The 14,805-nt window shown below is 66.5% G+C and carries 10 protein-coding genes; 3 read left to right on the top strand and 7 right to left on the bottom strand.

The features are described 5' to 3' along the window. Positions 1-43 precede the first annotated feature (43 nt). The 7 genes from pyrH to HZZ16_RS18105 all read right to left on the bottom strand — a co-directional run bounded on the left by pyrH (position 44) and on the right by HZZ16_RS18105 (position 11,188). On the bottom strand, positions 44-760 hold the full coding sequence (gene pyrH, locus HZZ16_RS18135; RefSeq protein WP_197950122.1) for a UMP kinase: 717 nt from the start codon (positions 758-760) through the stop codon (positions 44-46). A gap of 60 nt (positions 761-820) precedes the next feature. After that, positions 821-1,744, bottom strand: a complete 924-nt coding sequence (tsf, locus tag HZZ16_RS18130; protein WP_197950120.1) for a translation elongation factor Ts — start codon at positions 1,742-1,744, stop codon at positions 821-823. A gap of 133 nt (positions 1,745-1,877) precedes the next feature. Further along, positions 1,878-2,873, bottom strand: coding sequence for a 30S ribosomal protein S2 (locus HZZ16_RS18125; protein WP_197950118.1), 996 nt, complete (start codon positions 2,871-2,873; stop codon positions 1,878-1,880). Between the two features lie 220 nt (positions 2,874-3,093). After that, on the bottom strand, positions 3,094-5,721 hold the full coding sequence (locus HZZ16_RS18120) for a caspase family protein (RefSeq protein ID WP_197950116.1): 2,628 nt from the start codon (positions 5,719-5,721) through the stop codon (positions 3,094-3,096). 171 nt (positions 5,722-5,892) lie between these two features. Further along, positions 5,893-6,402 (bottom strand): DUF2846 domain-containing protein, encoded by a 510-nt coding sequence (locus HZZ16_RS18115; protein ID WP_311974214.1) that lies wholly within the window; start codon positions 6,400-6,402, stop codon positions 5,893-5,895. A gap of 106 nt (positions 6,403-6,508) precedes the next feature. Then, positions 6,509-10,012, bottom strand: coding sequence for a DNA polymerase III subunit alpha (gene dnaE, locus HZZ16_RS18110; protein WP_197950112.1), 3,504 nt, complete (start codon positions 10,010-10,012; stop codon positions 6,509-6,511). Positions 10,013-10,462: 450 nt separating this feature from the next. After that, positions 10,463-11,188 (bottom strand): outer membrane protein, encoded by a 726-nt coding sequence (locus tag HZZ16_RS18105; protein ID WP_197950110.1) that lies wholly within the window; start codon positions 11,186-11,188, stop codon positions 10,463-10,465. Between the two features lie 606 nt (positions 11,189-11,794). On the opposite strand from HZZ16_RS18105, the gene HZZ16_RS18100 reads away from it, so the two are divergent. The 3 genes from HZZ16_RS18100 (at position 11,795) to HZZ16_RS18090 (ending at position 14,758) form a co-directional block, all read left to right on the top strand. Continuing rightward, positions 11,795-12,331 (top strand): TetR/AcrR family transcriptional regulator, encoded by a 537-nt coding sequence (locus HZZ16_RS18100; RefSeq protein ID WP_446479843.1) that lies wholly within the window; start codon positions 11,795-11,797, stop codon positions 12,329-12,331. Positions 12,332-12,402: 71 nt separating this feature from the next. After that, entirely contained in the window at positions 12,403-13,284 is an 882-nt protein-coding gene (locus HZZ16_RS18095; RefSeq protein WP_197950108.1) for a DMT family transporter, read from the top strand. A 169-nt stretch (positions 13,285-13,453) separates the two neighbouring features. Continuing rightward, positions 13,454-14,758, top strand: a complete 1,305-nt coding sequence (locus HZZ16_RS18090) for a hypothetical protein (protein WP_197950106.1) — start codon at positions 13,454-13,456, stop codon at positions 14,756-14,758. The last annotated feature ends 47 nt before the right edge of the window (positions 14,759-14,805 follow it).

The raw sequence follows: 14,805 nt of genomic DNA, 5'->3' as shown, positions 1-14,805 counted from the left end.
GCGACCGCTCCGCACCGTCCCTTTCGGCGCGCCAGATGAGCCGTCAGCCGGCGACGATGGTTCCGTGGCCGACGCCACGCAGAATCGCGCCGATCGAGCCCGGCTCCGCGATCGAGAATACGATGATAGGCAGCGATGTCTCGCGGGCAAGCGCGAAGGCGGTCGCATCCATCACCTTGTAACCGCCCTCGATCGCCTGCGAATGCGTCAGGCGGTCGAACCGAGTCGCGGTCGGATCTTGCTTCGGATCGGCCGAGTAGACCCCATCCACATTCGTGGCCTTCAGGACCGCCTGCGCGCCGATCTCGGCGGCCCGCAGGACCGCGGTCGTGTCGGTGGTGAAGAACGGATTGCCGGTCCCGCCGCCGAGCAGCACGATCCGGCCCTCGGCCAGATATTTGTGCGCTGCAGTGCGGGTGAACAGCTCGGAAATCTCGGGCATGACGAAGGCCGACAGCGTCCGTGCCGGCGTTCCCTTGCGCTCGATCGCCGCTTCCAGCGCGAGGCAATTCATTATGGTGGCGAGCATTCCCATGGTGTCGCCGGTGGTGCGCGACACCCCGCGGGATGAGACCTCGACACCCCGGACCATGTTGCCGCCGCCGATCACGACCGCGACCTCGGTGCCGAGATGACGGGCGGCGATCAGGTCGTCCGCAACCCGGTCGACGGTCGGCTGATCGATGCCAAAGCCTTGCTGTCCCGCGAGATATTCGCCGGACAGCTTGATCACGACGCGACGATAGACCGGATCAGTCATGAGCACTTTCCTTCTCCGGGCGCCGCTTCCGGCGGCTCGCCGGAAGGAACGTTCCGGCGCTTACTTCTTGCCGCTGGCCGCGGCGACCTCGGCCGCGAAGTCGCTTTCCTGCTTCTCGATTCCCTCGCCGAGAGCATAACGCACAAAGCCGGCGATCTTCACAGCGCCACCGACCTTGCCCTCGGCCTCCTTCACCGCCTGCGCCACCGACTTGCCGGTGTCGTGGATGAAGGCCTGCTCGAGCAGGCAGACTTCCTTGTAGTAGGTCTTGAGGCCGGACTCGACGATCTTCTCGATCACGTTCTCGGGCTTGCCCTGCTGACGGTATTTGTCGGCCAGCACGTCCTTCTCGCGCTTGACCACGGCCGGATCGAGGCCGGACGGATCGAGCGCCAGCGGGTTGGCGGCCGCAACGTGCATCGCGATCTGACGGCCGAGCGCGGCGAGCTCATCGGCCTTGCCCGGCGATTCCAGCGCCACGATCACGCCCATCTTGCCGGCGCCCTCGATGACGGCACCGTGGACGTAGTGCGAGACCACGCCCTGGCTCACCTCGAGCTGGGCGGCACGGCGCAGCGTCATGTTCTCGCCGATGGTGGCGATCGCATCATTGATGGCGGTTTCGACCGTGACGTCGCCGACCTTGGCGGCCTTGATCTTCTCGACGTCGGCACCGACGTCGAACGCAACCTGGGCGATCATCTTGACCAGGCCCTGGAACTGGCCGTTGCGCGCGACGAAGTCGGTCTCGGAGTTGACCTCGACCACGACGCCCTTGGTGCCCTTGGTGAGCGCGCCGATCAGGCCCTCCGCGGCGACGCGGCCCGACTTCTTGGCGGCCTTGGACAGCCCCTTCTTGCGCAGCCAATCCTGCGCCGCTTCCATGTCGCCATTGGTCTCGGTGAGCGCGGCCTTGCAGTCCATCATGCCCGCGCCGGTCGATTCGCGCAGGTCCTTGACCATCGCAGCAGTGATCGTTGCCATCGTTGAAAATCCTTTGTGCCTGCCGGTTTGCCGCAGCGTGGCGTCGAGGCGCCCCGCCGCGGTCCATCTCAGGAATTCGAGTCAACTGAAATGGTGGCCGGATCCTATCCGGCCAACCCATCACTCTTTTTGACTATTCCGCTTCCGCGGTCAGCGCCTTGGCCTTGGCCACCCAGGCATCCGCGCGGCTCGGCAGACCGACTTCTTCGCCGATCGTGTGCGCGGTGTCGTGGTCGAGCTCGGCGAGCTGCCAATAGTGGAAGATGCCGAGATCGTTGAACTTCTTCTCGATCGCACCCGACACGCCCGGGAGCTTCTTGAGGTCGTCGGCCGTGCCGCGAGGACCCGCAAGACCCTGGAAGCCGCTCGAGGATGCTGCTGGCAGCTCTTCGGCGACCGGCTGGGCCGAGGCGCCGATGTCGATGCCCGAATCGCCCTGCGCGCGCGAGATGCCGTCGATGGCCGCACGCGCGACGAGATCGCAGTACAGCGAGATGGCGCGGCCGGCGTCGTCATTGCCCGGCACCACATAGGTGATGCCCTTCGGGTCCGAATTGGTGTCGACGATCGCTGCGACCGGGATGTTGAGCCGCTGGGCTTCCTGGATCGCGATGTCTTCCTTGTTGGTGTCGATCACGAAGATCAGGTCGGGCAGACCGCCCATGTCCTTGATGCCGCCGAGCGAGCGGTCGAGCTTGTCGCGCTCGCGCTGAAGCGTCAGGCGCTCCTTCTTCGTGTAGGAATTGGCTTCGCCGCCCGAGAGCACGTCGTCGAGGTGACGCAGGCGCTTGATCGAGGCCGAGATCGTCTTCCAGTTGGTCAGCGTACCGCCGAGCCAGCGCGAATTGACGAAATACTGCGCGCAGCGCTTGGCCGCGTCGGCAACGCCGTCCTGCGCCTGGCGCTTGGTGCCGACGAACAGGATGCGGCCGCCTTTGGCCACGGTGTCGCTGACGGCCTGGAGAGCCTGGTGCAGCATCGGCACGGTCTGGGCGAGGTCGACGATGTGGATGTTGTTGCGGGTGCCGAAAATGAACGGAGCCATTTTCGGATTCCAGCGGTGGGCCTGGTGGCCGAAGTGCACGCCAGCTTCGAGCAGCTGACGCATGGTGAAGTCGGGAAGCGCCATCGTTCTAATTCTCCGGTTGGTTCCTCCGGAAACGTGTGAGCAAAACGGAGCGTTCTCGCCCCGGCTGCCACCGGACGGCCTTGTGAGCCATGTTTCCGTGTGAGATGGCGCGCTATATAGCGCCATTTCGGCCAGAAGCAAGGAAATAACCGCCTTTGGGGACGCCTCTAGGGTGCTGTCGCATCCCACCGTCCCCTGCCCCTTGAGCCTCCTAACACTCCTAACACTTGGGCTGGCCCGGTGGGCAGCTCTTCGGCGGCGGGCCGGCTGGCCGCGGAGGTGGTGCCGGACGCGGCGCGGCGGCCATCGGCGGCGGCGCCGGTCGGGCGACCGGAGGTGGTGGCGGCGGCGCTGCCCGTGCGACAGGCGGCGGAGGTGGTGCCGGCCGCGCCATCGCTGGCGGAGGCGGCGCCGGCCGGGCCACAGGTGGAGGTGGCGCCGGCCGCGCCACGGCCACGGGCGGAGGCGCCGCTCGCGGTGGCGGAGGTGGAGCAACGCGCGGCGGAGGCGGCGGCGTCGGCCTTGCCAAGGCCTGGGGATGCGGCGGTGGAGCGGCGGGCCTGGCGGCCTGCGGCGGCGGTGGCGCGGGCCGATGATCCTGAACTCCGGACGGTGTCCGTGCCGCCACGGGCGGCGGAGGTGTCGCGGGTTTGAGCGCGGTCGGGGCCGCGGGCTTGCCGGAAGCCGCGCTCGGCGGCTGCAAGGCACCCGGCTGGGGCGCGCCGGGCCTGCCGCGCAGGTCAGGCGCGGGCGGGGTCGTCGTCCCCGGCGGCTTGGGCAGGGCCGCTGACGGGGTCGCCGCGTTTCCGGAACCTGGCGGCTGATTGGGCGTCGTTGCCGCCTTCAGCTGCGTCGGTGGGACGTTGCCGCTCGGCGCCGTGGCGGTCGCGGCGGGCTTGCCAGGGGACGGGATAGTCCCCGGCGCGGCCGCGGCCGGCGGCGGCCCACCGGGAGTACCGGGCACCGGCAGCGTATTGGCCGGCGGCGGTTTGGTCGGGGCCAGCGCTTGCGGGGTTGCTGCGGCGTTACCGGCAGGAGCGTTCGCGGTCGGGCTGGATGTGCCGCTGGGCGTCCCAGCTCCGGGCGCCGGACCGGCCGGTGGGCTGCCGGGAGCTCCCGGCGGCGGCACCGTATTGGCCTGCGGCAGCTTGGCGCCTGCGGGCGGCGGCGCTGTCGTGCCAGGCGCGACATTGGCCGGAGCCGGTGTCGCGATACCCGGCCTCGCGGTCGGCTGGACCGTCGCGCTCGGCGGCATCGGCGCCTTGCCCTGCTGGATCAGGGCGGCGCGCTGGGCGACCGCCTGCGGCACGGCCGGACCTGCCGGCGTCGCGCGGCCGGCAACGGCCGGCGCCAGATTGGCCGGTCCGGGTGCCGGCCCCGCGGCCGGCGGCGGCGCCGGCGGCTGGTTGATCACGGTGTTGATGACCGTGGTGTTGTGGATGTTCTGGTAGATGATGTTGTTCGGCGGCGGCGCGACATAGACCGGCGGCCTCACGAAGACCGGGATCGGCACGAACACCGGCTGCGGCAGCACGAACAGGCCGACCACCGGCAGCGGCGGCGGCAGCACGACGAAATCCGGCGGCGGCGGCGGCAGATAATAGACCGGCGGCGGCGGTGGCGGCGCGAAGCCGAAATCGGGATCGCTGAAGTACAGCACGGGACGGTCGACATAGACCACCTCCTCCGGGGGCGGTGGCGGCACGTCGTAGTCGATCATCGCGAAGGTCGGCGGCGGCTCGGGCGGCGCAGTGAGGATCGCAAGGCGCCGCCGCGCGTCCGCCGCATGCGGCCCGCGCGGATAGCGGCGCAGATACGACCAATAGGCCTCTGGCGTGTCGGTCCGGTAGGTCCGCCGCCAGGTGATGGCTTCGCGGCGCGCGGCAACGATCGCCATCACGCGCTTGGCGAGCGGGTCGTTCGGATAGGCCGCGAGAAACTCCTCATAGGCCGGCAGCGTGTCGCGCTCGAGCGCGGCGGCATAGGCGTCCTGCACGCCGAGATCGCGGATCGACTTGCTGCGGATCGCGGCGACCTGGTCGGGCGCAGCCTGTGGCGGCGGCGCATCGGGCGCGCGCTCGAAGAACGAGAATGGCGCCGAGATCTTCTGCTCGTTCCAGGGCACCTGCGCGCCCTTGGAGGCCTCGTTGACGCGCAGGCGGACGCGGTCGAACACCTCGGGCAGCGGCAGGCCGCCGGTGCGGATCATCTCGGCGAGCGACTGCGCATAGATGCCGTAGGGCCCCGGCTCCTCCGGCGCCACCGTGCCGGGCGCGGCATTGAAGGCGATCAGCATGTTCGCCTCGGGCTCGACCAGCGCCAGACCGCTTGCGATCGGCTGACCGCCCTCGATGAAGGGCTGCGCCCGGGCCGCGTCGAGCACCACGATATTGGCCTTGAGCGGACTAGATGCGAGCTGGCGCGCATAGTCGCTGATGCGCAGGGCCTCGGTCGGTATGTCGGTGTCGCGGCTGATGTTGGAATCGACCGGGATGAAATAGTTCTCACCGGCGAGTTGCACGCCGTAGCCGGCAAGATAGATCATCGCGACGGTGCCCGGGCCCGACGCCTGGGCCTTCTGGATGAAATCGCGCAAGCTCTTGCGCAGCGTGTCGCCGTCGAGATCGCGCGCGCCGACCACGTCGAAGCCGGCCGCCTGGAGCGTCTGTGCGATCAGGCCGGCATCGTTCGCGGTGGTCGCCAGCGGCGATTTGGCATAGGCGCCGTTGCCGACCACGAGCGCGATGCGCTTCTCCTGCGCTTGCGCGCGGGCCTGATGCGGCGCGCCCGCGGCAAGGACGGCCATCGGCAGGAGAAGGCAGAGAAAGAGTTTGAGCGTCCCGCGCATGGCTGTGCCCGCTTTGTTGTTGAGGTGGCCACCGCGCATCAGGCGCGCGGCCAGCTGAATGGCACTTGAACGAGATGCCGGGATTGAGGCAGCGACATGGCCGGGCCTCACCCGCCATCAAGCGCGGGGCCTGTACTGTCGCGGGATCAGCGACGCGTGAGCGACCTGCCGCTACGGCGCGAGGCGAAGCTCGGCAATCGTGGTGCGGGCGGCATCTTCCTCCAGGGGAAAGAAATCGAGCGGCCCGGGATTGCTGTTGTTGGACGTGACTGCGGCCCCGACAAGCAGGCCGGCGACGCCGCCCGCCATTGCCATTCCACCCAGAACTTTCGACCTCTCGCTCGGTCGTGCCAGAAAGAAATAGGTGCGGCCAGCTTGCGTGGAAAACTCCCGCTGGCTTGTGCCCGGAAACATCGCAGCCGTCGCCGAAAGCTGATGCTGCCCCGCTGGACGATCGAGATAGACATAGGTTCCGGTCTTGAGGTCGGCCATCGGTCCGCCGTCCAGCTTGACATCCCACCCGGCATCGCCGATGCCGGCATACCCCTTCTCGCGAAGTACGACGATGCGCGACCGTCCCGCGGCGGGAGGTCCGACGCGTTGCATCATTCCCGAGAAGTCCAAGCCTTTTCGTTCAGTTTCGCAGCCGCCCAGCCAAACCGCGATGAGCAGCGCGAACACCCCCCGCCAGAACGTCATTACCCCAATGCCCCAATTCGCCCGATTGCGAGCATATCGGACAACATCGCGTGGTTGCAATGGATCTTTTGCAAACCCTGGACGAGGCTCACAATTGTTGCACGTCCACCACGCCTGCCACCGCCTTGATCGCGCCGGCGATCTGCGGCGAGACCTTGAAGCGGCCTGGCAGCTTCATCTCCACCTCGGTCTCGAGGTCGAGCATCATCACCAGCGAGACCTCGCCGTCGCCGTTTCCGCGCGGTGCGATGCCGGGGCTGCCAACCTTCGGCGCGCCGCCGTTCGACGCAGCCATATCGGGCCCGGCGAGACGCTTGGCGATCGAGTCCAGCGGCTTGGTGTCGCGCAGGAAGATGCGCAGGCCCTTCTGCGTCTTGGCCGCGGCATCGTCGAGCGGCTCGGCATGCAGCACGCGGGCGCGGACGTCCTCGCCCTGGAGCTCGGCGCCGAGCTGCAGCAGCACGGCCGCGCCTGGCTCCAGCACGTCGCGATATTGCGCAAGGCCTTCCGAGAACAGCACCGCCTCGAAATGACCGGTGGGATCGGACAGGCCCATGATGCCCATCTTGTTGCCGGTCTTGGTGCGCCGCTCCATGCGCGAGACCACGGTCGCGGCGACCTTGCCGGCGGTGGCGCCGGTCTTCACCGCGCGCGAGAACTCGGCCCAGCTCTGCACCCGCAGCCGCTTCAGCACGGTCGCGTAATCGTCGAGCGGATGTCCCGACAGGAAGAAGCCGATCGCGTCGTATTCGCGGCGCAGCCGCTCGGCCGGCAGCCACGGCTCCACCTGCGGCAGCATGATGGTCGGCGCATCCGCCGACATGCCGAACATGTCGTTCTGGCCGATCGTCGCAGCTTCATGCGCGCGCTGGCAGGCGGCGAGGATCGCGTCCGCGCCGGCAAAGACGCGGGCCCGGTTCGGCTCCAGCGTGTCGAAGGCGCCGGCGGCGGCGAGACTTTCGATGATGCGCTTGTTGATCGCGCGCGGCGAGACGCGCGCGGCGAAATCGGCCAGCGAGGTGAACAGGCCGCCTCTGTTGCGCTCCGCGATGATCTGCTCGATCGCCTGGATGCCGACGCCCTTGAGCGCGGCGAGTGCGTAGTAGATCGTGTTCTCGCCGACCTCGAAGGTCGCGCCCGACCGGTTGATGTTCGGCGGCTCGACCTTGATGCCGAGGCGCTGCGCCTCGGAGCGGAATTCGGAGAGCTTGTCGGTGTTGTTCAGATCGAGCGTCATCGACGCGGCGATGAACTCCACCGGATAATGCGCCTTCATGTAGGCGGTGTGGTAGGACACCAGCGCGTAGGCCGCCGCGTGGCTCTTGTTGAAGCCGTAATCGGCGAACTTTGCGAGCAGCTCGAAGATGGTCTCGGCCTGCCCCTTCGGCACGCCGTTCTTCACCGCGCCCGCGACGAAGATGTCGCGCTGCTTGTCCATCTCGGCGCGGATCTTCTTGCCCATGGCGCGGCGCAGCAGGTCGGCGTCGCCGAGCGAATAGCCCGACATCACCTGCGCGATCTGCATCACCTGCTCCTGGTAGATGATGACGCCGAAGGTCTCCTTCAGGATCGGTTCCAGCACGGGATGCAGATATTCCGGCTCCTCGTCGCCGTGCTTGCGCGCGCAATAGGTCGGGATGTTCGCCATCGGGCCCGGCCGATAGAGCGCGACCAGCGCGATGATGTCCTCGAAACGGTCCGGCCGCATGTCGATCAGCGCCCGCCGCATGCCCTGGCTTTCAACCTGGAACACGCCGACCACGTCGCCGCGCGCCAGCATCGCATAACTCTCGGCATCGTCGATCGGCAGTGTGGCGAGATCGACATGGATGCCGCGCGGCTTGAGCAGCTTGCAGGCGACGTCGAGCACGGTCAGCGTCTTCAGGCCGAGGAAGTCGAATTTGACGAGCCCCGCGGGCTCGACCCATTTCATGTTGAACTGGGTCACCGGCATATCGGACTTGGGATCGCGGTAGAGCGGCACGAGCTCGCTCAACGGACGATCGCCGATCACGATGCCGGCCGCGTGGGTCGAGGCGTGGCGGGTCAGGCCTTCGAGACGCTGGGCGATGTCGAAGGCGCGCGCCACCACGGGATCTTCGTCGCGGAACGCCTGCAGCTTCGGCTCGCTCTCGATCGCGGCCGCCAGCGTCACCGGCGCCGCCGGATTCTGCGGCACCAGCTTGGTCAGCTTGTCGACCTGGCCATAGGGCATCTGCAGCACACGGCCGACGTCGCGCAGCACGCCGCGCGCCTGCAGCGTACCGAAGGTGATGATCTGCGCGACCTGGTCGCGGCCGTAGCGCTGCTGCACGTAACTGATCACCTCGCCGCGGCGGTCCTGGCAGAAGTCGATGTCGAAGTCCGGCATCGAGACGCGTTCCGGATTGAGGAAGCGCTCGAACAGCAGGCCGAACCTGATCGGATCGAGGTCGGTAATGGTGAGCGCCCACGCCACCAGCGAGCCCGCGCCCGAGCCGCGGCCCGGCCCGACCGGAATGCCCTGGCTCTTCGCCCATTTGATGAAGTCGGACACGATCAGGAAGTAGCCCGCGTATTTCATGCGGGTGATGACATCGAGCTCGAAGGCGAGCCGCTTGGCGTAGGTCTCCTCCGTCGTGCCCTGCGACAGGCCATGGACGCTGAGGCGCTTGGCGAGCCCCTCCTCTGCCTGCCGCTTCAATTCGGCGGCCTCGACCGCGGCCGCATCCGAGCTCGAGGCGGCGCCGACGGTGAAGAACGGCAGGATGGGCTTGCGCGTCATCGGCCGGAACGAACAGCGCTCGGCGATCTCCACCGTCGAGCTAAGTGCCTCCGGAATGTCGGCGAACAGCACCGCCATCTCGGCGCGCGTCTTGAAGCGATGATCCGGCGTCAGCTGCACGCGGTCGGTCTCGGCGATCAGCCGGCCGCCGGCGATGCAGAGCAGCGCATCATGCGCTTCGTAGTCGTCGGTGGTCGCGAAATACGGCTCGTTGGTCGCAACCAGCGGCAGTCCCTTGGCGTATGCGATGTCGATCAGGCCGCCTTCGACGCGCCGCTCCTTCTCGGTGTTGTGGCGCTGCAATTCGACGTAGAGACGGTCGCCGAACAAAGCAGCCAGACGCTCGCAGCGCGCGCCGGCGAGCTCGACCATGCCGCCGGCGAGCGCCAGCGAGATCGGCCCGTCCGGCCCGCCCGTCAGCGCGATGAGGCCCTCGGTCTCGCCCTCAAGCCAGTCGAGCTTGATGAACGGAGCATGGCTGTCCGGCGATTCCAGGAATGCGCGCGAGTTCAGCCGCATCAGGCTGCGATAGCCGCGCCCCTGCGCGGCGAGCAATACCACGCGCGACGGCCCCATCGCATTGCGCGCATTGGGATCCTGATCGCCGAAATCGATGGCGAGCTCGCAGCCGACGATCGGCTGGATGCCGGAACCCGCCATCTTGTCGGAGAACTCCAGCGCGCCGAACAGATTGTCGGTGTCGGTCAGCGCCAGGGCCGGCTGGTGGTCCTTCTTGGCAAGCTCGGCGAGCTTGGCGATCTTGATCGAGCCCTTGAGCAGCGAATAGGCCGAGTGAACGTGAAGGTGAACAAATCCGGCGCTCGGCATGGTCGCGTGACGGCCTCTTGCAGATGAAATGGAGCGGTCGCCGGCGCCTCAAGGCATCATGCACCCGCGCGGCCGACTCGCCTCTCAATGGTGGGGTCTCACGGCTTCAGAGTCCACGCTGGAGCGGCCGCTTCGCCGCGTCGTCCCGCTTTTCCCCAAGAGGTCAGAGGAAGCCAGACTAGAGCTGCGGAATGACCTGAGCCCAGATCGCGATCATCCCGACGAACAGCGTGATGGACGCCAGTGCGGCGGCTTCTTCCACGAAAACCCTGAACATGGCCTGCTCCCCTTGGTGGAACGAATGAAGAACATAGTTCTCATTTTGTTCTATGGAGTCAAGCGGTCCGGAAGCTGCCGAAAGGAGATGGTTAACTCGCTGAATACAAACAACAAAAAAGCCCCGGCCAAGGCCGGGGCTTTCGACCACCGCTCCAGTGGGAGCGATCAGGATCAGTAACGGCCGAGCATCGGGCCGCCGAACTTGTAGTTCAGGCGGACCAGACCCATGTCCACGTCCTGCTTGACGTTGACCGGCAGGACACCGATGGGGCCGGTCAGGTTCTTGTCGCCGCCATCCAGGAAGATATGGTCGTACTCAACGCCAACCGACCAGTTCGGGGCAAAGCCATACTCGAGGCCTGCGCCGACGGTGCCGCCCCAACGGGTGTCGTTGCCCGACGCCAGCGACGTGCCCGCGAACGAGGCGTCGTACTTGGTGCTGACCACAGCCGCACCGCCCTTGACGTAGAGCAGGACGTTGTTCCAGGCGTAGCCGACCTGACCGGTGATCAGACCGAACGCATCGATCTTGGTGTTATTGGTGAAGCCGGAGATCGCGCCGACATGGCTGCCGGAGAAGTCGGCCCAGTTGCCCTGGCCTTCCACGCCGAACACGAACTGCCCAGACTGCCAGCGATACCCGATCTGGCCACCCACCGTGCCGCCGGTCGCGTCGTGCGAACCATCACGGCCGAAACCGACCAGGTCCCATTTCGCGTTCGACGAACCGCCGCCGCCGTTGAGACCGATGTAGAAGCCGCTCCAGTCGTAAACGGCGGCGATCGCCGCCGGCGGAGCCTTGGTGTAGGGCCGCGCCGCGAGATCGGCAGCCAGCGCCGGCGCAGCCGCGCTGAGCGCGACAAGGCTGACAGCGGCGAGCAACAACTTCTTCTTCATTTGATTCCCGTTCCAGTTTCTTCAGAGAGGCCCCCGGGCCGTGGCGTTGGTCATAACAGCGATCGACGGAATTGCTGTAACCCCGACGCCACAGTGCGATCGAAAGGACCTCGCTCATTAACGAATGTTAATCGACGCGTGCGTGGAAACCCTTTGAAACAAGGGTTTTCAGCCGTTTCAGCGTCGACGCGACGAGATCAACTGCATGCGCGCGTAACATCGTCGCGCGCACATTCGCGTGATGGGAAAGTCGCAAAGCGCGGGTGAGTTGCTCATCCCATTGTCGCCATATTTTCGCTGGCATTCATCACATTCGTGCGCGCATCAATCGCAAGCTCGCTTGCGCATGTTCGGCACGGATCCAGCCGCTCCACTCGCTCGCGCAATCCAGGTTTCTGGCGGTGGGACGTTCGGCGAGTTGTGTCGCCAATCCGTATTTTTCGCAGTAGACCTCCCGCGGGCGGCGCCGTAAGCGCGGGGTCGAAGGTTCCCTTGCGATATATGGACCAATTAGTCTATATATCTAGAATGGCCCGACAGACCTCAGTGCAATCGCCCCGCGGCCGACCGCGAAGCTTCGACATTGACGCCGCCGTCGGATGCGCGATGGACGTGTTCTGGTCGCGCGGCTACCATGCTACGGCGCTGCCGGATCTTCTTCGCGCGACCAGGCTGTCGCGCGGCAGCCTCTACGCCGCGTTCGGCGACAAGCATTCGCTGTTCTTGCTCGCGCTTGATCGCTACATCGCCGAAGCCATCGCACGGATGGATGTCGAACTCGCCCCACACAGGGATCCGGTCGATGGCTTGCGGGCTTTCCTTGCCGGCTATGTCGACCGCACCAGCGGCGCCCATGGGCGCCGCGGCTGCCTGCTTGTGGCCACAGCCATGGAGCTGGCCGGGAAGGACGCCGAGGTCGCGCGACGCGCCGCGGGCTTCTTCAAGACGATGGAGGCCAGGCTGGTGGATGCATTGTCCCGTGCGAAGACGGCCGGCAGGCTGGCCGACGGCGTCGAGCCCGCAAGCGCCGCCCGCATTCTCGTCTGTTTCGTCGAAGGGCTGCGCGTGGTCAGCAAGACGGCGCCCGCACGGGCCGCATCGCAAGCCACTGCTGACGCCCTGCTCGACCGCTTCGTAACGTAACCACCAACAGACGCCCCTCCGGCGTCGGCGCGTCGATATTTAGACCGATCGGTCGTGAAAGGAACAATGCGATGTCTGCGATCCAGATGGTCTGTGCGGTGGCCGTCCCCCTGCTCTGGGGTTATCAGTTCGTGGTCATCAAGGTGGGCGTCGCGGAGTTTCCGCCGCTCTTCTTCCTTGCCATGCGCTTCCTGGCGATCGCGCTGCTGCTCGTTCCGTTCGTCAAGAGGCCCACGCGCCAGCAGCTCGGCCCTGTCGCTGCCATTTCGATCTTCCTGGGTGGGCTGAATTTCGGGCTGTTCTATGTCGGCCTTGAGCTCGGCTCGGGAAGCATGTCGGCCGTTGCCTATCAGCTCGCCCCGCCCTTCGCGGTTCTGCTGGCCTGGCCGTTGCTCGCGGAGCGGCCGTCGCTCGCCAGCTCCGCCGGCGTGGTGCTCGCATTCCTTGGCGTGATTGTGCTGGCAGCGGGGCCCGACCTGGCGGCAAAGCCGCTTCCGCTCCTCTTGGTGATCGGGGCCGCCTTCGCATTCGCCGTGTCCAACGTCCTGACGAAGCGCTACGGGCCTTTCGATCCCCTGATGCTGATGGGGTGGTCGTCGCTGCTAACGGTGCCACAGGTGATGCTGATGTCGCTGCTCCTTGAATACGGCCAAACGACGAGCCTCGTCACGGCGGATGGACGTGGCTGGCTGGCGCTCGCCTACACCATCTTCATCGGCGGAATTGTCGGGTTTGGCCTTTGGTTCTGGCTGATCGCGCGTTGCTCCATGGGCCGCATCGCACCTTTCGGCCTGCTGCTTCCGGTGTTCGCCTTGATGTCGAGCGTGATGTTCCTCGGTGAGCAGATGACGCCGAAACTGATCGTCGGCGGGCTGCTCGCAATCTCCGGCGTCGCCATGACACAGATGAAGCTGGAGCGTTCAAGTGGCCTGAATCCGACCTCCCGGGAATGAAGCCGCCCTCGTTGATCAGGAATCCCGCTGGCGATTCACATCGCCTCATGCGCACCGCGCCAGACGTCGATCCGAAACAATGCGCATCGCGCACGCGGCCGCAAGTTGTGGCCGCGCCAGTCATCGTATAGCGTCCATCCCAGCCGTCCTTCGCGCAGTCGATCCTTACATGCTCGCCCGCATCCTGCTTCTCCTTGCCTTGCTGTTGCTTCCGGGCACGTTACGTGCCGAAGCAACGCCGGCCGAGAAAGCCAGATTTGCCTCCAGGCTGACGATCTATCTCGCCAAGGGGCCGGCCGACGTATGCGGTCCGGGCTGCGATCGCTGGATCGCGATCGAGGGCGAGATCGATCGGGAGGCTGCGCTGCGCGTTCGCCGCTTCCTCGCCACCGTCAAGGACCTGCAGCGTCCGATCTATCTCCATTCGCCGGGCGGCAACGTCGAGCAGTCCTACGCGATCGCGCGGTTGCTGCGCAGCCGCAAGGCGATCGCCAGGGTTGGCCGGACGATCGCGACCGCCTGCGCGGCGGGCACGCAGGCGGACGCCGCGTGCCTGAAGCTCAAGAACGCAAGCGGCGAGATCGAGGCCGAGCTCACCACTTACCGTGCCATGTGCAACTCGGCCTGTGGATACGTGCTTCTCGGGGCGACATCGCGCGAAGTCGCCCCCGACGCAACAATGGCGGTGCATAATTCCAGGCTGGTGCTCGCCTTTGCTGGACGGCCTGATCCGGCGGCCGTCGCGGAATACAGGCGTCGCCGGCTCCTGGCGGCAGATCGCGATCGCGCCGCGTTCATCGCAGCGATGGGAATTAGTCGCGAGCTCGATTCCCTGATCCGGACGGTGAAGTTCGAAAGCCTGCACGTGCTGACGCGATCCGAGCTCTACGGTTTCGGCATCGACACGCGACCGCTCGCCGAAACGATGTGGCGGCTGGAGAAAGGAGCGCGGCCCTTCATCAGCAAGATGGCTGCGGTGAAGAAGGAAAGCGCTGCGTCGTTCCGGACCATGGAATGGCGCCTCTATTGCGAAAGCAAGAATCGCGTGCCGCTGCTGTTCATGGGCGAGATCGACGCAGCCGGCACCGGCCAGAGAACGATCCAGATGGCAGCCAGTGCCGATCTCAGCAAGCACGCGGGAGGACCTCCGGTGCGGTTCGGAAAGTACGAGGTCTGGAACGGCGCCGTCGATCCCGACATGGTTAAAGCGGTGCTGGCCTCGCACTCTCTGCAGGTCCGGGAAACCACACCGGAACCAGAGGGTAAGGCAGACGTCACGCGCTTCAACATCGATTTGACCGGTTTGCCGTCGGTGTGGACGCAGCTCGGGACGTCGTGCACATCGGCGACGACAGCCCCGGCAAAAGCCTGGCCAGCGAATCCTCTGCAGCCGACGACCTGGACGGATACTCCCTGGACAGCAGGTCCCCTGCCGAACGCCAGCGCAGCGCCTTCCGCCGCAGCCGCGCCATGAGCGCGCTGCGAGCGACGAGGCTTGCCAGTCGCTGTTCAGAAGCTGAA

It is taken from the genome of Bradyrhizobium glycinis (assembly GCF_016031655.1).
Taxonomy (GTDB): domain Bacteria; phylum Pseudomonadota; class Alphaproteobacteria; order Rhizobiales; family Xanthobacteraceae; genus Bradyrhizobium; species Bradyrhizobium glycinis.
The sequence above is the reverse complement of the archived record's forward strand: the minus strand, read 5'-3'. Positions and strand labels throughout refer to the sequence as shown.

Bases quoted from the DNA above. Each gene is read 5' to 3' on its own strand.
- HZZ16_RS18100 (WP_446479843.1), top strand. From the start codon at position 11,795: ATGGACGTGTTCTGGTCGCGCGGCTACCATGCTACGGCGCTGCCGGAT.
- HZZ16_RS18120 (WP_197950116.1), bottom strand. From the start codon at position 5,721: ATGCGCGGGACGCTCAAACTCTTTCTCTGCCTTCTCCTGCCGATGGCC.
- HZZ16_RS18105 (WP_197950110.1), bottom strand. From the start codon at position 11,188: ATGAAGAAGAAGTTGTTGCTCGCCGCTGTCAGCCTTGTCGCGCTCAGC.
- HZZ16_RS18095 (WP_197950108.1), top strand. From the start codon at position 12,403: ATGTCTGCGATCCAGATGGTCTGTGCGGTGGCCGTCCCCCTGCTCTGG.
- dnaE (WP_197950112.1), bottom strand. From the start codon at position 10,012: ATGCCGAGCGCCGGATTTGTTCACCTTCACGTTCACTCGGCCTATTCG.
- HZZ16_RS18125 (WP_197950118.1), bottom strand. From the start codon at position 2,873: ATGGCGCTTCCCGACTTCACCATGCGTCAGCTGCTCGAAGCTGGCGTG.
- HZZ16_RS18090 (WP_197950106.1), top strand. From the start codon at position 13,454: ATGCTCGCCCGCATCCTGCTTCTCCTTGCCTTGCTGTTGCTTCCGGGC.
- pyrH (WP_197950122.1), bottom strand. From the start codon at position 760: ATGACTGATCCGGTCTATCGTCGCGTCGTGATCAAGCTGTCCGGCGAA.
- tsf (WP_197950120.1), bottom strand. From the start codon at position 1,744: ATGGCAACGATCACTGCTGCGATGGTCAAGGACCTGCGCGAATCGACC.